Raw genomic sequence first — 17,569 nt, 5'->3', positions numbered from 1 at the left:
GATGCCGATGTGCCGGCATCTCGCCTATCTCGGACCCAACACCCCCGTGGGGGAACTCCTCATCGCGCCCCCGCACGGGCTGTACCGCCAGTCGTACGAGCCACGGCGGCAACGGCACGGCCGGATGAACGCCGACGGGTTCGGCGTCGGCTGGTACGCGGAGGGTGACCCGGTGGCCGCCCGCTACCGGCGCGCCGGGCCCATCTGGGCCGATCCGTCGTTCACCGATCTGGCCCGGGTGATCCGGACCGGCTCGCTGCTGGCCGCCGTGCGCAACGCCTCGGAGGCGAGCGCCGACGGGGAGGCGGGCGCCGCCCCCTTCGCCTCGGGGGCCTGGCTGTTCAGCCACAACGGCAGGGTCGAGGACTGGCCCCACTCCGTGGCCGACCTCGTCACCACCCTGCCGCCCGCCGATCTGCTGCGGCTGGAGGCGCGCTGCGACGCGGCGTTCCTGTGGGCGCTCACGCTGCATCGGCTGCGCCTGGGCCACGACCTGCCCGCGGCACTGGGCGAGACCACCGGCACAGTGGCCGCTTCGGCGCCCGGGTCGCGGCTGAATCTGCTGCTCACGGACGGCGAGACCATCGCCGCCACTACCTGGGGCGACACCCTCAGCTATCTGGCCGATCCGGGTCACAGCGTGGTGGTCGCCTCCGAGCCGTACGACGACGACCCGCGCTGGACCGACGTCCCCGACCGCACCCTGCTCACCGCCACCCGCTCCGATGTTCAGCTCACCGCACTCAAGGAGGCTTCCCTGTGAGCCCCTTCACCATCACCCGTACCCTGCCCGCCGACGCCACAGCCGCCGCGCTGCGCGCCGATGTGGCCGAGGGGCTTACCCGGACCCCCAAACAGCTGCCGCCGAAGTGGTTCTACGACGCCCGCGGAAGCGAGCTGTTCGAGCGGATCACCGAGCTGCCCGAGTACTACCCGACCCGCGCGGAGCGGGAGATCCTGGTCGCCCGGGCCGCGGAGATCGCCGCCGCGACCAGCGCCCGTACCCTCGTCGAGCTGGGTTCCGGCTCCTCCGAGAAGACCCGCCATCTGCTCCGCGCACTGCCGGATCTGCATGCCTATGTACCCGTGGACGTGAGCGAGAGCGCACTGACCCTCGCGGGGCGCGCCCTGCTCGCCGAGCATCCGGAGCTGACGGTGCACGCGCTCGTCGCCGACTTCCTGGAGGGGCTTGCCCTTCCGCAGGGTACGCCGGGCCCGCGCCTGGTGGCGTTCCTCGGCGGCACCATCGGCAATCTGCTGCCCGTTGAGCGGGCCGGGTTCCTCACCTCGGTCAGCGCCCTGCTGGCGCCCGGCGACGCGCTGCTGCTGGGCACCGACCTGGTCAAGGACGAGGCCACGCTGGTGGCCGCGTACGACGACGCTCAGGGCGTCACGGCGGAGTTCAACAAGAATGTGCTGGCCGTCCTCGACCGGGAGTTGGGCGCGGACTTCGACCCGGCGGACTTCGACCATGTGGCGCTGTGGGACGCCGAGCACGAGTGGATCGAGATGCGGCTGCGGGCCCGCAGTGCCATCACCGCGAAAATCCCGGCGCTGGACCTCGCGGTGCACCTCGCGGCCGGGGAGGAGATCCGCACCGAGGTCTCCGCGAAGTTCCGCCAGGAGCGGGTGCGGGCGGAGCTCACCGCGGCGGGGCTCCAGCCGCGGCGGTGGTGGACCGACAGCGAGGGGCGGTTCGCGCTGTCGCTCGCGGTCCGGGCGTAGGGGCTGAGCGCCGGGTCGCCCTCCTCCCCGCTCAGTCTCGGGGCGCACCCACCGGCGCCAGGGGCGCGCAACTCCGCTGTCACCACGCCCTGTTGAAATCACTACACTCCGTTCCACCCACAACACCGACCGAAATAATGTGATCCACGTCACTCTCCAGCGGTGAGGCCGCAGCGCAGCGCGTTGCGGCCTTCAACCGTGCCCCAACTCCCTCTTGATGTGGCGAAATCCACACCCTTAATCTTTGGCGCGCCCGGCAGCGCGCCGCGAAGGCGCATGAGAAGGAGCCGTCCATGGCCTTACGCGGACGCCACCGCCGCTACAAGCCCAACCGCATCTCCCGCGCCTCGCTCAGCGTCACCGCGGGCGGCGCCGGTATCGCCCTGCCGCTGGTCGGTGCGGCCGGGGCGGGCGCGGCCTCCGGGGAGACCTGGGAGAAGGTCGCCCACTGCGAGTCCACCGAGAACTGGGACATCAACACCGGCAACGGCTTCTACGGAGGCCTGCAGTTCACCCAGTCCACCTGGGAGGCGTACGGCGGGTCCGCGTACGCACCCCGGGCCGACCTGGCCACCAAGGACCAGCAGATAGCCGTCGCCGAGAAGGTGCTCGACGCCCAGGGCCCCGGCGCCTGGCCGAACTGCTCGGGGCGGGCCGGCCTGACCCGAGCCGACGCCGCCCCGCAGAGCGCGCCCAGGGCCAAGGCCGCGGGCGCGTCGGCGACGACACACCAGCAGGCCGACCGCACCCCGCAGACCAAGCGCGACACGCCGACGCCCACCAGCCTCCCGGGCCGCACACCGGCCAAGGACAGCGCGTACGTGGTCATCAGCGGCGACACGCTGACCCGGATCGCCAAGCGGCACGATGTCGACGGCGGCTGGCAGACGATCTACCAGGCCAACCGCGAGACCGTCGGCGGCGACCCGGATCTGATCTTCCCAGGTCAGAAGCTCTCTCTGAACGACTCCGGGGCCAAGGCCAAGGCCAAGCCCAAGGCGAAGCACGAACCCAAAGCCGAGCCCAAAGCCAAGGCGAAGCCGAAGGCCGAGCGGCCGTCGAAGGCCGCCAAGCCGGACCGCCACCACCGGACGCCCCACAAGCCCGCCGCCAAGAAGCCCGCCGGCACCTCGGAGTTCACCGCCCCGGTCAGCGGGGTCGGTCCGAGCACGGCGTACCGCGCGGCCGGGGGCAGCTGGTCGAGCGGCTATCACACCGGCATCGACTTCCCCGTGGGCATCGGCACCTCGGTCAAGGCCGTCGGTGCCGGCCGGGTGGTCTCGGCGGGGTGGGCCGACGCATACGGCTACGAGGTGGTCATCCAGCACCCGGACGGCCGGTACAGCCAGTACGCCCATCTGTCGCAGCTGTCCGTCCGGGCGGGCCAGCAGGTGGGCGGCGGCCAGCAGGTGGGCCGCAGCGGCTCGACGGGCAACGCCACCGGTCCGCATCTGCACTTCGAGATCCGCACCGGCCCCGGTTACGGCTCCGATATCAATCCGCTGGCCTATCTGCGCTCACACGGCGTCTCCATCTGAGCAGGCCGAGCAGGCTGAGCGGGCGCGCGCGGCGAGCCGGGGCAGGAGGTCCCCGGGCCGCTCGCAGACCACGATGCCGTCCACGTCGCGGCGCGACACGAACCCTTCGGCCGCGGCGTGGGCGAGGAAGGCGAGCAGGGGCTGGTAGAAGCCGTCGGTGTCGAGGACGGCGCACGGCTTGTCGTGCAGCCCGATCTGAGCCCATGTCAGCGCCTCGAAGAACTCCTCGGCGGTGCCGAGCCCGCCCGGCAAGGCGACGAAGGCATCGCCGAGTTCCGCCATGCGCGCCTTGCGCTGATGCATGTCCTCGACGACCAGGAGCCGGGTGAGACCGGTGTGGCGGATCTCGTGGCGCGCCAGGTGCCGCGGGATGACGCCCGTGACAGCGGCGCCCCCGCACAGGGCGGCGTCGGCCACGGCCCCCATCAGGCCCACCCGAGCCCCTCCGTAGACCAGCTCGAGCCCGGCCTCGGCCACGGCCCGGCCGAACTCGGCCGCCGCCCGCAGATGGACCGGGCGGCAGCCGGAAGAGGCCCCGCAGAAAACCGTGATCCGGCGCAGCCGCGCGTCCGCGCTCACGCCGGGCCATAAACGGCCGAAGGCATTCCGTCGAAAACTTTCGAGAAGATTCTTTCCTGCAGAATTCCGTGTTCGGCATGGCGTTCCGCCACCATCCACGCCATCTTCTCCAGTTGTGCTTCGGAGAGCTCATATGAGGCCAGGGACTCCACCCTCACCGAATACGTGGCGCACCATTCCAGAATCGCTTCGAGCCCGTTGACGGATGCCGCGAAGAAGCGGTGGTCCGGACTTTCCCACAGGGCGGCCAGCTCTTCGAGCATGCTGGTCCGCGATCCCCCTGGGGCCAGCATCCGGCGCGCCCTGCGCGCCAGCCGGACCACATATCCCTCCCGGTCCGGGATGTGCAGCAGCCGTACCGTCAGCCGGTAGGGGAGATCCGGCAGCCGCTCCGCGAAATCCCGCAGCAGCGATATGGAACCGCCTTCGACGATCACGAACCGATGGCGCTCGCCGAGCTCCGCCAGCCTGCGGACGAGCGCGTCCGCCGCCTCCTCGGACGGGTAGTCGCCGTCGGCGACGGTCCGGTCGCCCAGCCAGGAGCGCTCCACCTCGACCGTCTCCTCGCCGGCCCGGGCACTGGTGGTGGCCAGGTCGGTGAAGCACTGGATCCGGTCGGCCACCACGATCGGCGCGCCCGTGATCCGGGCCAGCGCGGTGGCGGCCGCGCTCTTCCCGACGCCGGTGGGCCCTGCGATGACATGCACGAACTGCGGGCTTCCGCCAGGTGATCCAGCCATTGAAATCCCCTCCGCCGCAACCTTCCTGACGGTCAATCACCGTAACCCCGGCCGCCTCGTGCGCATCCCTAGCCAAGGCATCAATACAGTAAACGAATGGGCAAGTAATTAAAGGTTGAATATTTAACGCCGCCCTTACTTGCTCCACGCCACACTCCGGATCGCACCATTCTCACGGCAGCCCGAACGGTATTCACGAGAGGACCGGGCATGACTCGACTTTCGGATCCGCCGTCACCAATTCTCGATCGATTCGGCAAGGGCTGGGATCCGGACACGCTCTCGGCCCTGGCCGGATCGGTCCCCATCGATCTCGCTGCGCCCGTCGAGCGCGTGCTGGAACAGCTCGGGCCGGTTCTCGGCCGCCCCGAGGCGCGTACGGTGCTGGTCGGTTACGGCGCCTCGTACGACACCGCGCCACAGGACGTGGCGCTGTTCGCCGCGCTCCCCGGCTGGAGCGTTCATGTGCCGGGACACCCCGACGAGGTCGGGCGGCTGATGCGGGAGGCCGTGGCCGGTGACGGGAGTACGTACCTCAGACTGCCCGAGCAGGGCAACGCCGAGCCGCACGGCGGCGCTTCGGGGTCGTTCGAGGTCGTCAGGCTCGGCGCGGGCGGTGTGGTGCTGGCCGTCGGCCCCACGCTGGACGCGGTGGTGCGCGCCACCGCCGGTCTCGATCTGACCATCCTCTACGCCTCGACCATCCGCCCCTTCGACGCGGTCGGCCTGCGCACGGCGGTGCTGGCCGCCGACCGGGCCGATGTCGTCCTGGTCGAGCCCTGTCTGGCCGGGACCTCGGCGCACTGTGTCGCCGAGACCCTGGTCAACGTCCCGCACCGGCTCCGCGCCCTCGGCCTCCCCTGGCACGACACCGAGCCGGGCGCCCATGGGCTCGACGAGGCCGGCATCGCCGCGACGGTCAGGGCCTTCCTGCGCTGAAGGAGTCACGCCCGCGCTGAAGGCATCACGACAGCACATCACTTCCCGGGGAGGAAGCCGATGAACGTTCTCCTGATCTCCGGCATGGGGCCGGAAGTACCGAACAAGAAGCTTCTGGAGGGCTCCTCGTTCCAGGCGTTACTGGCCCCCGAGGGCCACCGCGCGGCCGCCGGGCGGCCCAACGTGTTCGACCTCTCCCTCCTGCGCACGGCGGACGGAACGGGCCGGCCCCTGCTGCGCCCCAGGCGCGCCGGCGGCCGGGCCCGCGCGGTCAGCTCCGTACGCCTCACTGCCCCCGCCGGGGAGGAAGCCGAGCCGGGCAAAGCGCCCCATCTGACCACTTTCACCCTGCAGTCGATCCTGCTGGCCGCCGGGGTCGACCACGAGGTGTTCCCGATCGAGCGGATCTGGACCGGGTCCGCGGTGGAACCCCCGACCGACGTGGACATCGTGCTGCTCTCGACCACGTTCATCTGGGACCGCCGCACCCTCGCCAAGGCCGTCGCCTGGGTGGAGGAACGATTCCCCACCGCGGTCCTGGTGCTCGGCGGGCAGTACAGCAACCTCAAGTTCCAGCGGATCCTGACCGAGCACCCCTTCGTCCGGTACATCGTCCGCGGTGACGCCGAAGCCGCCCTGCCCGCTCTGCTGCGCGCCCTGCGCAACAAGGGCGATGTCGCCGATGTACCCAACCTGGTGTGGCGCGACCCCGATACGGACCGGGTGCGCATGACCAGGATCGAGTACGTCGATCTGGACGCGCTGCCCTCGCCCGGCCCGGTGGGTACGCTCCCGGTCGTCCCCTACGAGTCCATGCGGGGCTGCCCGTTCAGCTGCAAGTACTGCTCCTTCCCCGCCGCGTCGCCGAAGTGGCGTTACAAGTCGGCCCAGAAGATCGCCGACGACTTCCTGCGCTACCGCCGGGAGAACGGCGCCGAGTACATCAAGGCCCTGGACTCCACCTTCACCGTGCCGCCGACCCGGCTGCGCGCGCTGCTGCCGCTGCTGGCGGAGGCGGACGTGGGCTGGGAGGCGTATACGCGCGCCAACTCGATCCGCGACCGGAGCGTCGTGGACGATCTGGAGCGGGCCCACTGCCGCGCGCTGTCCATCGGCTTCGAGTCGATGAACGACACCACGCTGGGCTATATGCACAAACAGGTCAAGGCGCGCGCCAACCGGATGGCCTTCGAGCTGTTGCGGGACAGCTCGATCCACTCCTTCGTCTCGTTCATCGTCGGCTATCCCGGTGAGACCCCCGAACTCTTCGAGGACACCAGGCGGTTCCTGGTGTCGGAGTACTCCGGCCAGTTCGCGCTCTACGTCTTCATGATGAACGACGAGACCATGCCGATCTGGCAGGAGGCCGACCGCTTCGGTCTCGAGGTGTTCGACCTGGACGGCGAGGCGGAGGACTGGACCCACCACGGCATGGACAGCCGCACCGCCGCCCAACTGCAGTTGGAGACCCTGCGCGAGGTGCGCTGGAAGAACGACCACGCGATCGCCAGGGTGTGGCAGCACGGCTTCGAGTCCCCGCTGCTCCCCGACCGCTCCCCCGCGCAGAACGCGGCGGTCGAGAAGCTGGTGGACCGTCTCGGGATGCTGAGCGCCGACGTCCGCGACCCGGCCGAGGCCATGCGCCGCAGGGATCGCCTCCTCTCCGGCCTCGCCGGACATGGGGTGGTCACGGCCCGCTGAGGTCGTACTGGCAGGCCTGCAGATGGAACAGCTCGGCGTAGATGCCACCCCGGTCCAGCAGCTCCTGGGGGGTGCCCGACTCGGCGAGCCGCCCCTCGTGGAGGACGTGGATGAGGTCGGCGTGCCGGACGGACGCCAGCCGGTGGGTGATCAGCACGACGGTCTGTCCCTCCCCCGCGAGGGCGCGGATCTGCTCAAAGACGGCCAGCTCGGCGCGGGCGTCGAGCGCCGAGGTGGGCTCGTCGACCAGCAGCACGGGCGCGGTGCGGTAGCGGGCGCGGGCGATGCCGAGCCGCTGCCACTGGCCACCGGAGAGCTGGTGGCCGCCGCGGAACTCCCGGGCCAGCAGGGTGTCCCAGCCGTGCGGCAGCCCGGCGACGATGTCGTCGGCCCCGGCGTAGGCCGCCGCGCGGTCCAGGGCTTCGGCACGGATGGGACTCTGCGGGCTGCCGATCGCGACGTTCGCCTTGGCGGTGAACGGCCAGCGCTTGAAGTCCTGGTTGACCATGGCGATCCGGGAGAAGAGCTGTTCGCGGTCGGCCTCCGCGATATCGGTGCCCTCCCACAGGATGCGCCCCGAGTCCGGCAGATGGAGCCCGGCGAGCAGCTTGACCAGGGTGGACTTACCGGATCCGTTCTCGCCGACGAGGGCCACCACGCCTCCGCCGGGGATGGTGAGGCTGACCTTGTCCAGGGCGGGCCGGTCGCTGCCGGGATAGGTGAAGGAGACGGAGTCGAAGCGGATCTCCTCCGGCTCCTCGGGCAGCGGCAGCCCGCCCTCGGGGATGGCGTACCGCTCTGCGTCCTCGCACAGCCGGTCGAGGTCCTGGACGAACAGCATCTCCTCGTAGAGCTGGTTGAGCTGGAGCACCAGGGTGGACAGGTTCTGCGAACCGGTGCGGATCGCGATGACCGCGGTGCCCGCGACGGACAGCTCCATGCCGCCGGAGAGCAGCAGCCCGGCGAGCGCCGAGTAGGTGGCGAGGGTCGCCGCGCCGGTGAGCGTCGCGGCGATCAGCTCGGTGCCGGCCGCGGCGTCGGCCAACCGGGTCTGCTCCGCCTCCGCGGACTCCGACATCCGGCGGAAGTGCCGCAGCAGGAAGCCGCCGACGCCGTGCACCCGGACCTCCTGCGCCGCCTCGCGCTCGGTGAGCAGCCGGCTGAGCAGATGGCCCGCGCGGGCGTGCTCGATCATGGTGTGGAAGGAGAGATAGCGGCGGCGGGCGATGCGCAGCGAGCTCCAGCTGCGCGGCAGGGCGATGAGCACCAGCAGGGGCAGCAGCACGGGGTGCAGAACGGTCAGCACTCCGGCGGCGGCGACGACGGCGAGCAGTCCGTTGACCACCGCCACGCAGTACTTGACCATGCGCCGGGCCGAGGAGGCCCCGTATTGGGCGGAGTCCAGCAGCCGGTGGAACTCCGCGTCCTCGATGGCGGAGAGCTCCACACGGGCCGCGCACTCCAAGTACCGCTCGGTCGCGACCCGTTCGACCTTCGGCTCGAGTCGGCCGGTCCCGGCCGTCGAGGCCGAGGCCAGCAGCGCGCCGAGGACCGCCACCACGCCGACCACGATCAGCGACGGCAGTGCGCTGTGCAGCCGGTCGGCGGTCGCCCCGTCGGACAGCAGGGCCGCCAGCGCGTCGTTCACCGCGACCAGGCTGAACGCCTGGCCGATCCCCTGGCCGATCTCCGCCGCCGCGACCGTTTGCAGCGCCCTGCGGTCGGCGGCCCAGGCGAGCCGTACGGTGGAGCCCACCAGGCGCGGGAGCCTGCGAGCCATCGCCCACAACGACAGATGCAGATAGGCGTCGTCGTAGCGGCTGAATCCCATGTCGTACCGGAGCCGTCCGCCGAAGAGCAGTTGTTCGGACTCCGATGTCTCGTCAGTGGCCTGTCGCTTGCGTCGCCGCGGCCACGGCATCGCACCACCCCCTCCGCGTAGGCACCGCGTCAGTCTGTCGTAGCGGAGGGTCCGTCCGCGATGCATTTCCAGTCGGCCTCGGCCGCGCTCCGTGGCACGATGTGCGAGGTGTGGGGCATGGTGCGCCCGCGGTGGGGCGGGGTGCGCGCCCTTCCCCGAGCCGGAAAGCGGAGGAGAGTGCGGCGTGCGTCTGGCCCACGACGACCCACGGCTGTGTTACCGGGGGGCGGTATCGCTGCAACGGGGCCCCGGCTGGACCGCGCCGTGGCGGCTGCCGCATCCGGAGGCGGCGCTGTATCTGCCCGAGGGCGGGCTGGGGCGGGCGGCGATGCCGTCGGGGGTGCGGGTGGGCCTGCGTACCGACAGCACCGGGCTGACCTGCCGCTATCAGGCGGATCCCGCTCCGAAGCTCAACGGCCCGCCGGAGGTGGCGCGGCTGGATGTGCTCTGCGAGGGGCGGCACTCGGCCACCGTCGAGCTCCAGACGCACGGCGGGGACGCGGAGTTCCGGGTCGACGGCCTGCCGGGGCGGATGGCCGCGGTCGAGCTGTGGCTGCCCTTCTACCATCAGTTCCGGCTGTGCGAGGTGGCGCTGGACGCGGGCGCGGCGGTCGAGCGTGACGGCGGCGTCGGGCGGCCGCGCTGGGTGCACTACGGCAGCTCCATCTCGCAGGGGCGCGGCGCGGCCTCCCCGAGCCGGACGTGGGCCGCCCTGGTGGCCCGGCGCGCCGGCTGGGAGCTGACCTCACTGGCGCTGGGCGCGGCCTGCCAGCTTCAGCCGATGACCGCGCGGCTGATGCGGGACCTGCCGGCCGATGTGCTCACCGTCTGCGTCGGGATCAACATCCAGGCGCTGGGCAGCCACAACCGCGACTCGCTGGCCTCGGCGCTGGTCGGCTTCGTCACGACGGTGCGCGAGGGGCATCCCACGACCCCGTTCGCCGTGATGTCGAACATCGTCGCGCCCGAGCGGGAGGAGGTGCCGGGGCCCTCCGGTATGACGATGCGCGAGTGCCGGGCGCACATACGGCGCGCGGTCGAGCTGCTGCGTGCGCACGGGGATACGAATCTGCACTACATCCACGGTCCGAAGGTGTTCGGGCCCAGCTGTACGCGGCTGCTGCTGGAACCAGAGGGCCTGGACCGGCTGCACCCCGCGCCCGCGGGCCACCCCGTCTTCGCCGCCCGCTTCCTGGCGGCCCTGCGCCACGCGGGATGTGCACCGAAGGTCGCGGCGAGCTCATGACGCCCCGTACACCGGCAGCGGCGGCTCCGCGGCGGCGAGCAGCTTCCGGGCGGCGTCGCCCGCCTCGGCCGGGGTCCAGCGGGCGCCCTTGTCGGCGGTCGGGCCCGGCCGCCAGCCCTCCATGACGGTGATACGCCCGGCCTCGGCCTCGAAGACCCGGCCGGTGACGCCCGCGCTGTCGGCGGAGGCGAGCCAGACGACGAGCGGTGCGACGTTCTCGGGGGCCATCGCGTCGAAGGCGCCGCCCTGGTCCGGGGCGGCCATGGTCTCGGCGAAGGCCCGCTCGGTCATCCGGGTGCGGGCGGCCGGGGCGATGGCGTTGACCTGGACGCCGTAGCGGCCGAGCTCGGCGGCGGCCACGAGGGTCAGCCCCACGATCCCGGCCTTGGCGGCGGAGTAGTTGCCCTGGCCGACGCTGCCCAGCAGCCCCGCCCCCGAGCTGGTGTTGACCACGCGGGCGGCCCGGGCGCGGCCCGCCTTCGTCTCGGCGCGCCAGTGGGCGGCGGCGTGCCGCAGCGGCAGGAAGTGGCCCTTGAGGTGGACGCGCAGCACCGCGTCCCAGTCGTCCTCGTCCAGGTTGATCAGCATGCGGTCGCGCAGAAAGCCGGCGTTGTTGACGAGGGCGTCGAGCCGGCCGTAGGTGTCGAGGGCGGTGGCGATGAGGGAGGCCGCGCCGTCGGTGGTGGCGATGTCGCCGCCGTGCGCGACCGCTTCGCCGCCCAGCGCCCGGATCTCGTCGGCGACATCCTGGGCCGGGCTCCCCTGGCCCGCCGCGCCGTCCAGGGCCACGCCGAGGTCGTTGACGACGACGTTGGCCCCCTCGGCGGCGAGGGCCAGTGCGTGTGCGCGGCCCAGGCCGCGGCCCGCTCCGGTGACGACGGCGACGCGTCCGGCGCACAGTCCGGTCATCTTGGGTCCTCCTGCTCATTGACGTTGGCGGCATCGAGGAACGCCGGGCGCTCGCCGCCGCCGTGGACGCACAGGGCGGCGCCGCTGATGTACGCGGCGAGGTCGGAGGCGAGAAAGACGCAGGCGTCGCCCGCCTCGTCCGGTTCGCCCAGCCTCCCGAGGGGGATGGTGCGGCCGACGGCGGCGAGCCCGGCCTCGTCGCCGTAGTGCAGATGGGACAGTTCGGTGCGGACCATGCCTAGTACGACGGTGTTGACCCGGACCGCAGGGGCCCACTCGACGGCCAGGGAGTGGGTGAGGTTGGCGAGGCCCGCCTTGGCGGCTCCGTAGGCGGCGGTGCCGGGCGACGGGCGGGTCCCGCTGACACTGCCGATCATCACGATGGAGCCGCCGCGCTCCTGATGCCGCATCACCTCGTAGGCGGCGTGGGAGACGGTCAGGGGGGCGATGAGGTTCAGCTCGACGACGCGGGCCGCGTGGCGCGGCCCGGAGTCGGCGAGCAGTCCGAACCGGCTGCCTCCGGCATTGTTGACCAGGAGGTCGAGCCGGCCGTACGAGCCGCGCAGCCCTTCGAAGAAGGCGCCGACGGCGTCCGCGTCGCGCACGTCCAGCGGCAGGAAGCGGGCCGTGCGGCCCGCGGCCTCGACGGGCCGGTCCCCTGGCCGGCGGGCGCAGACCACGACTTCGGCGCCCGCGGTGAGCAGCGACCGTGCGATCCCCGCCCCCACGCCCCGCGTCCCTCCGGTGACGACCGCGACGCGCCCGGACAGGTCGATGGTGATGGCCACGTGACACCTCCCGCTGCGCCCCGAGCGCTGCTACCTTCTCGCCTAACAAATGTTTGGTGGAAAGGTAGCGGATCTGCTCATGGGTGTCTCCACCTCCGCCCCACACGCGGGCGTCGCCGTCGTCACCGTGGACTTCCCACCGGTCAACGCCCTTCCCGTGCAGGGCTGGTACGAGCTCGCATCCGCCGTGCGCGGCGCGGGCAGAGACCCGGATGTGCGCTGTGTCGTCCTCGCCGCCGCCGGGCGGGGTTTCAACGCGGGCGTGGACATCAAGGAGATGCAGCGCACCGAGGGACACCAGGCCCTGATCGGCGCCAACCACGGCTGCTACGAGGCGTTCGCCGCCGTCTACGACTGCCAGGTCCCGGTCGTCGCCGCGGTGCACGGCTTCTGCCTCGGCGGCGGCATCGGCCTGGTCGGCAACGCCGACGCGATCGTGGCGAGCGACGACGCGACGTTCGGGCTGCCGGAGCTGGACCGGGGCGCTCTGGGCGCGGCCACCCATCTGGCCCGGCTGGTGCCACAGCACCTGATGCGCGCCCTGTACTACACCTCGCGCACCGTGACCGCCGAGGAGCTGCACCGGCACGGCTCGGTGTGGCGTGTCGTACCGCGCGCGGAGCTGCCGGACGCGGCGCTGGAGCTGGCCCGCGAGATCGCCGCCAAGGACGGGGCGCTGCTGCGGCTGGCCAAGGCCGCGATCAACGGCATCGACCCGGTCGATGTGCGCCGCAGCTACCGCTTCGAGCAGGGCTTCACCTTCGAGGCCAACCTGAGCGGCATCGCCGACCGGCACCGCGAGGCGTTCATGTCCGGCCCCTCCTCCGGTCCTTCTGCCGGCCTTTCCGCTGAGGCGGGTGAGCGGCGTTGAGCCCCACCGACAAGCGGATGAGCCCGGAGGAGGCCGTGGGCCGGATCGAGAGCGGTATGACGGTCGGCATCGGCGGCTGGGGGTCGCGGCGCAAGCCCATGGCGCTGGTGCGGGCGCTGCTGCGCTCGCCGGTCACCGATCTGACCGTGGTCTCGTACGGAGGGCCGGACGTCGGGCTGCTGGCCGCCGCCGGGAAGATCCGCAAGCTGGTCGCCGCCTTCGCCACGCTCGACTCGATCCCGCTCGAACCGCACTTCAGGGCGGCGCGCGAGCGCGGAGACCTCGAACTGGTGGAGCTGGACGAGGCGATGTTCATGTGGGGGCTGACCGCCGCCGTCCACCGGCTGCCGTTCATGCCGGTGCGGGCGGGGCTCGGCTCGGACGTGATGACCGTCAACCCGGGGCTGCGGACGGTCACCTCGCCGTACGAGGACGGGGAGGAGCTGGTGGCGGTGCCCGCGCTGCGGCTGGACGCCGCGCTGGTGCACCTCAACCGGGCCGACATATACGGCAACGCTCAGTATCTGGGCCCGGACCCGTACTTCGACGACCTGTTCTGCGAGGCGGCCGAAACGGCGTATGTCTCCTGCGAACGCGTCGTGGACAGCGCGGAGTTCGCGGACGCGGGCGGCCCACAGACGCTGCTGGTCAAGCGCCACTCGGTGACCGGCGTGATCGAGATCCCGAACGGCGCCCATTTCACCTCCTGCGCCCCCGACTACGGGCGCGACGAGGCGTTCCAGCACGCGTACGCGAAGGCCGCCGCCGACCCGGGCGCGTGGCGGGAGTTCACCGAGCGCTTCCTGTCCGGCGACGAGGACGCGTACCAGACCGCGGTGGCGGCATTCGCCAAGGAGGGCGCATGAGTACGGTCACCCGGGCCGAGTACTGCGTGGTGGCCTGCGCGGAGGCATGGCGCGGCGACGGCGAGGTCCTGGCCGCCCCCATGGGCACCGTGCCGCGCATCGGCGCCCAGCTGGCCCGGCTCACCTTCGCGCCCGACCTGCTGCTCACGGACGGCGAGGCCATGCTGCTGGGCGCCGAGCCGGGGGTGGTGGAGGGCTGGCTGCCCTACCGCCAGCATCTGTCGCTGGTGAGCGGCGGCAAGCGGCACGTGATGATGGGCGCCAGCCAGCTCGACCGGCACGGCAACCAGAACATCAGCTGCGTCGGCGACTGGAAGCGGCCCCGGCGGCAGCTACTGGGCGTGCGCGGCGCGCCCGTCAACACGCTGAACAACCCGACGAGTTACTGGGTGCCCCGGCACTCCCCGCGGGTCTTCGTCGAACGCGTCGACATGGTCTGCGGCGTCGGCTACGACCGGGCGGCCGCCGCGGGGCCGTCCGCCACCCGCTACCACCGCATCCCATGCGTCGTGACCGACCTGGCCGTACTCGACTTCGCCACGCCCGACCGCACCATGCGCGTGCGCTCCCTGCACCCGGGCGTGACCGCCCAGCGGGTGCGGGAGGCGACCGGCTTCGCGCTCGACATCGCGGACGACGTCCCGTACACCCGCGAGCCCACGGGCGCGGAGCTGCGGCTGATCCGGGAGGTCATCGACCCGGAGGGGCTGCGCGAGCGGGAGGTGCCCGCCTGATGGACACCCCGCTGACCAAGCTCGTCGGCGTGCGCCATCCGATCGTGCAGACCGGCATGGGGTGGGTGGCCGGGCCCCGACTGGTGTCCGCCACCGCGGGCGCCGGCGCGCTTGGCATCCTCGCCTCCGCCACCATGACCCCGCACCAGCTGCGGTCGGCCGTACGGGAGGTCAGGTCGCGCACCGACGCGCCCTTCGGCGTGAACCTGCGGGCGGACGCGGGGGACGCCGAGGAACGGGTGCGGATCATCATCGAGGAGGGGGTGCGGGTCGCGTCCTTCGCACTCGCCCCCACGCGGGAGCTGATCGCCCGGCTGAAGGACGCGGGCGTGGTCGTCATCCCGTCCGTCGGCGCGCGGCGACACGCCGAGAAGGTCGCCGCCTGGGGCGCGGACGCGGTCGTGGTGCAGGGCGGCGAGGGCGGCGGCCACACCGGGAGCGTCGGCACCGCCGTCCTGCTGCCCCAGGTCGTGGACGCGGTCGACATCCCCGTCGTGGCGGCCGGCGGCTTCTTCGACGGACGCGGTCTGGTGGCCGCGCTCGCGTATGGAGCGGCAGGGGTCGCGATGGGCACCCGCTTTCTGCTGACTTCCGACAGCACGGTCCCCGACGCGGTCAAGGCCCGCTATCTGGCGGCGTCGGTCACGGACGTCACCGTCACCACGGCGGTCGACGGGCTCCCCCACCGGATGCTCCGCAGCGAGTTGGTCGCCTCCCTGGAACGCTCCGGGCGCGCCGCGGCGCTGGCGCGAGCGCTGCGCCACGCCGCGGCCTTCCGGCGGCTGTCCGGGCTGAGCTGGGCGCGGATGGTGCGCGACGGGCTCGCGCTGAAGCACGGCAAGGAGCTGACCTGGAGTCAGGTGCTGCTGGCCGCCAACACGCCGATGCTGTTGAAGGCGTCGATGGTGGACGGCCGTACGGACAGCGGGGTGATGGCCTCCGGGCAGGTCGCCGGGGTGATCGACGACCTGCCGTCGTGCGCGGAGCTGGTGGAGCGGGTGATGGCGGAGGCGGCGGAGGTCCTGGGCCGGCTTACACCCTCTCGATGATCGACCCATCCCGCACGGCCCCCTCGCACCGCTCGGCCCCAGGGGGCCTCACGGGCTTCGGGCGCCTGCGCCGGACTCCGTCCGTCGACCGTAGGGTTGCTCCCACTCACAACCGCTCGATGATCGTCACGTTCGCCTGGCCCCCGCCCTCACACATCGTCTGCAGGCCGTATCGCCCGCCCGTGCGCTCCAGTTCATGCAGCAGGGTGGTCATCAGCTTGGTGCCCGTGGCGCCCAGCGGGTGGCCGAGGGCGATGGCGCCGCCGTTGACGTTGACCTTCTGCGGGTCGGCGCCGGACTCCCGCAGCCAGGCCAGTACCACAGGCGCGAAGGCCTCGTTGATCTCCACCAGGTCGATGTCGTCGATGGTCATGCCGGTCTTCTTCAGCGCGTGCGCCGTCGCCGGGATCGGCGCGGACAGCATGCGGATCGGGTCCTCGCCGCGCACCGAGAGGTGGTGGACGCGGGCGCGCGGCGTCAGGCCGTGTTCGCGCACCGCGCGTTCGGAGGCGATCAGCATCGCCGCCGCCCCGTCGGAGACCTGGGAGGACAGGGCGGCGGTGATCCGGCCGCCCTCCATGACCGGTTTGAGGCCGGCCATCTTCTCCAGGCTGGTGTCCCGGCGCGGCCCCTCGTCGGCGGTGACCTCCCCGTACGGTACGAGCTCGCGGTCGAAGCGGCCCTCGTCCATGGCGCGTATCGCCCGCTGGTGCGACCGCAGCGCGAACTCCTCCATCGCCTCGCGGGTGATGCCCCACTTCTCGGCGATCAGCTCGGCGCCGTAGAACTGGTTGACGGGCCGGTCGCCGTAGCGCGCCCGCCAGCCCTCGGAGCCCGCGTAGGGGCCCTCGGTCAGCCCGAGCGGGACGGTCGCCTGGCGGCTGGCGAAGGCGATGGGCACCATCGACATGTTCTGCACACCGCCCGCTACCACCAGGTCCTGGGTGCCGGAGAGGACCGCCTGGGCCGCGAAGTGGATCGCCTGCTGGGAGGAGCCGCACTGCCGGTCGACGGTCACGCCCGGGACCTCCTCGGGCAGCCCGGCGGCCAGCCAGCAGGTGCGCGCGATGTCCCCGGCCTGTGGGCCGACGGTGTCCAGGCAGCCGAGGACCACGTCCTCGACGGCCGCCGGGACGGCGCCGGAGCGCTCCATCAGGGCGCGCAGGACGTGCGCGCCGAGGTCGGCCGGGTGGACGGACGCCAGTCCGCCGTTCCGCTTGCCGACCGGGGTCCGTACCGCTTCGACGATGTATGCCTCGGCCATGATCGCTCCTTCAGCCCGGTGTGAAGCCCGGTGTGCCCGGTGGTCAGGCCCGCGGGGTGATGCCGTCCAGGACCATCGACAGGTACTGGCGGGCGATCTCCTCGGGGCTGTGCTGTCCGCCCGGCCGATACCACGAGGCGGCGACCCAGACGGTGTCGCGCAGAAAGCGGTACGCCAGCCGGATGTCGAGGTCGGCGCGGAAGGCCCCCTCGGCCACCCCGCGCTCGAGCGTGCCCAGCCATGCCTCCTCGAACTTCCGCTGCGAGACGGTGAGATAGCCGAAGCGGGGCTGGGCGGAGAGGTGCTTGGACTCCTTCTGGTAGATGGCGACCGCCGCCCGGTGCCGGTCGATCTCCCGGAAGGACTCGGTGACAAGCGCCTCAATGGTCTCCCTGGGGCCGAGCCCGGCGCCGAGCACGGCCTCGTAGCCGGCCCAGAGCTCGTCGAGGAAGGTGGAGAGGATCTCGTCGACCATCGCCTCTTTCGAGTCGAAGTGGTAGTAGAGGCTGCCCGCGAGCATCCCCGCCTCGTCGGCGATGCGGCGCACCGTGGTCGCGTTGTACCCGTGCGCGGCGAACACCTCCGCCGCCGTCGAGAGCAGTTCGCGGCGTCGCTGGGGGGACGGGGTCACGGTGGTCTTCTTGCTGTTGTCGCTGGTCTTCGGCACATGACCATTGTCACTGTCCCGCCTCTCCGGCC

17 protein-coding genes are annotated in these 17,569 nt (G+C 72.0%); 10 read left to right on the top strand and 7 right to left on the bottom strand.

Features of this window, described 5'->3' with window-relative positions; genetic code table 11:
• The first annotated feature begins 7 nt into the window (after positions 1 to 7).
• The 3 genes from egtC (at position 8) to ACFV2X_RS05375 (ending at position 3,263) form a co-directional block, all read left to right on the top strand.
• Positions 8 to 763, top strand: a complete 756-nt coding sequence (egtC, locus tag ACFV2X_RS05385; protein WP_385611713.1) for an ergothioneine biosynthesis protein EgtC — start codon at positions 8 to 10, stop codon at positions 761 to 763.
• On the top strand, positions 760 to 1,725 hold the full coding sequence (gene egtD, locus ACFV2X_RS05380) for an L-histidine N(alpha)-methyltransferase (RefSeq protein WP_385611711.1): 966 nt from the start codon (positions 760 to 762) through the stop codon (positions 1,723 to 1,725). The genes egtC and egtD overlap by 4 nt, the downstream gene beginning before the upstream one ends.
• Before the next feature lie 293 nt (positions 1,726 to 2,018).
• A complete protein-coding gene (locus ACFV2X_RS05375) occupies positions 2,019 to 3,263 on the top strand; it encodes a transglycosylase family protein (protein WP_385611709.1) in 1,245 nt (414 codons plus the stop codon).
• Here the strand turns inward: ACFV2X_RS05375 and ACFV2X_RS05370 are convergent.
• Together ACFV2X_RS05370 and ACFV2X_RS05365 are read right to left on the bottom strand one after the other, a co-directional pair.
• The gene (locus ACFV2X_RS05370) at positions 3,243 to 3,842 is read right to left on the bottom strand and encodes a TIGR00730 family Rossman fold protein (RefSeq protein ID WP_385611707.1); all 600 of its coding nucleotides are present in this window, start codon (positions 3,840 to 3,842) and stop codon (positions 3,243 to 3,245) included. The two genes, ACFV2X_RS05375 and ACFV2X_RS05370, sit on opposite strands and share 21 nt — an antisense overlap.
• Positions 3,839 to 4,582 (bottom strand): isopentenyl transferase family protein, encoded by a 744-nt coding sequence (locus ACFV2X_RS05365; RefSeq protein ID WP_385611704.1) that lies wholly within the window; start codon positions 4,580 to 4,582, stop codon positions 3,839 to 3,841. The genes ACFV2X_RS05370 and ACFV2X_RS05365 overlap by 4 nt, the downstream gene beginning before the upstream one ends.
• A 210-nt stretch (positions 4,583 to 4,792) precedes the next feature.
• Between ACFV2X_RS05365 and ACFV2X_RS05360 the strand changes: the two genes are divergently transcribed.
• Together ACFV2X_RS05360 and ACFV2X_RS05355 are read left to right on the top strand one after the other, a co-directional pair.
• On the top strand, positions 4,793 to 5,521 hold the full coding sequence (locus ACFV2X_RS05360) for a transketolase (RefSeq protein ID WP_385611702.1): 729 nt from the start codon (positions 4,793 to 4,795) through the stop codon (positions 5,519 to 5,521).
• Between the two features lie 60 nt (positions 5,522 to 5,581).
• The gene (locus ACFV2X_RS05355) at positions 5,582 to 7,222 is read left to right on the top strand and encodes a B12-binding domain-containing radical SAM protein (protein ID WP_385611700.1); all 1,641 of its coding nucleotides are present in this window, start codon (positions 5,582 to 5,584) and stop codon (positions 7,220 to 7,222) included.
• On the opposite strand, the gene ACFV2X_RS05350 is transcribed toward ACFV2X_RS05355, so the two are convergent.
• Positions 7,209 to 9,143 (bottom strand): ABC transporter ATP-binding protein, encoded by a 1,935-nt coding sequence (locus ACFV2X_RS05350; RefSeq protein WP_385611697.1) that lies wholly within the window; start codon positions 9,141 to 9,143, stop codon positions 7,209 to 7,211. The genes ACFV2X_RS05355 and ACFV2X_RS05350 overlap by 14 nt on opposite strands.
• 184 nt (positions 9,144 to 9,327) lie before the next feature.
• Here ACFV2X_RS05350 and ACFV2X_RS05345 point away from each other — a divergent pair, with 184 nt between their 5' ends.
• The gene (locus tag ACFV2X_RS05345; RefSeq protein WP_385611695.1) at positions 9,328 to 10,389 is read left to right on the top strand and encodes an SGNH/GDSL hydrolase family protein; all 1,062 of its coding nucleotides are present in this window, start codon (positions 9,328 to 9,330) and stop codon (positions 10,387 to 10,389) included.
• On the opposite strand, the gene ACFV2X_RS05340 is transcribed toward ACFV2X_RS05345, so the two are convergent.
• Positions 10,384 to 11,298, bottom strand: a complete 915-nt coding sequence (locus ACFV2X_RS05340) for an SDR family oxidoreductase (RefSeq protein ID WP_385611692.1) — start codon at positions 11,296 to 11,298, stop codon at positions 10,384 to 10,386. The two genes, ACFV2X_RS05345 and ACFV2X_RS05340, sit on opposite strands and share 6 nt — an antisense overlap.
• The gene (locus ACFV2X_RS05335; protein WP_385611690.1) at positions 11,295 to 12,086 is read right to left on the bottom strand and encodes an SDR family oxidoreductase; all 792 of its coding nucleotides are present in this window, start codon (positions 12,084 to 12,086) and stop codon (positions 11,295 to 11,297) included. Before ACFV2X_RS05335 ends, ACFV2X_RS05340 begins: the two co-directional genes overlap by 4 nt.
• A gap of 79 nt (positions 12,087 to 12,165) precedes the next feature.
• Here ACFV2X_RS05335 and ACFV2X_RS05330 point away from each other — a divergent pair, with 79 nt between their 5' ends.
• The 4 genes from ACFV2X_RS05330 to ACFV2X_RS05315 are packed head-to-tail and all read left to right on the top strand — an operon-like array spanning position 12,166 to position 15,606.
• On the top strand, positions 12,166 to 12,957 hold the full coding sequence (locus tag ACFV2X_RS05330; RefSeq protein WP_385611687.1) for an enoyl-CoA hydratase family protein: 792 nt from the start codon (positions 12,166 to 12,168) through the stop codon (positions 12,955 to 12,957).
• A gap of 17 nt (positions 12,958 to 12,974) precedes the next feature.
• Entirely contained in the window at positions 12,975 to 13,823 is an 849-nt protein-coding gene (locus ACFV2X_RS05325) for a CoA transferase subunit A (protein ID WP_385612342.1), read from the top strand.
• Positions 13,820 to 14,557 carry a CoA-transferase subunit beta gene (locus ACFV2X_RS05320; RefSeq protein WP_385611685.1) on the top strand — a complete coding sequence of 246 codons (738 nt, stop codon included), beginning with the start codon at positions 13,820 to 13,822 and terminating at the stop codon, positions 14,555 to 14,557. Before ACFV2X_RS05325 ends, ACFV2X_RS05320 begins: the two co-directional genes overlap by 4 nt.
• Positions 14,557 to 15,606, top strand: a complete 1,050-nt coding sequence (locus tag ACFV2X_RS05315; RefSeq protein WP_385611682.1) for an NAD(P)H-dependent flavin oxidoreductase — start codon at positions 14,557 to 14,559, stop codon at positions 15,604 to 15,606. The genes ACFV2X_RS05320 and ACFV2X_RS05315 overlap by 1 nt, the downstream gene beginning before the upstream one ends.
• A gap of 106 nt (positions 15,607 to 15,712) precedes the next feature.
• Here the strand turns inward: ACFV2X_RS05315 and ACFV2X_RS05310 are convergent, their stop codons facing one another.
• Together ACFV2X_RS05310 and ACFV2X_RS05305 are read right to left on the bottom strand one after the other, a co-directional pair.
• Positions 15,713 to 16,870: an acetyl-CoA C-acetyltransferase gene (locus ACFV2X_RS05310; protein ID WP_385611679.1), complete on the bottom strand. Its 1,158-nt coding sequence runs from the start codon at positions 16,868 to 16,870 to the stop codon at positions 15,713 to 15,715.
• Positions 16,871 to 16,913: 43 nt separating this feature from the next.
• Positions 16,914 to 17,501, bottom strand: coding sequence for a TetR/AcrR family transcriptional regulator (locus ACFV2X_RS05305; RefSeq protein ID WP_385612339.1), 588 nt, complete (start codon positions 17,499 to 17,501; stop codon positions 16,914 to 16,916).
• Between the last annotated feature and the right edge of the window lie 68 nt (positions 17,502 to 17,569).

Source organism: Streptomyces sp. NPDC059679, assembly GCF_042734105.1.
Taxonomy (GTDB): Bacteria; Actinomycetota; Actinomycetes; order Streptomycetales; family Streptomycetaceae; genus Streptomyces.
The sequence above is the reverse complement of the archived record's forward strand: the minus strand, read 5'-3'. Positions and strand labels throughout refer to the sequence as shown.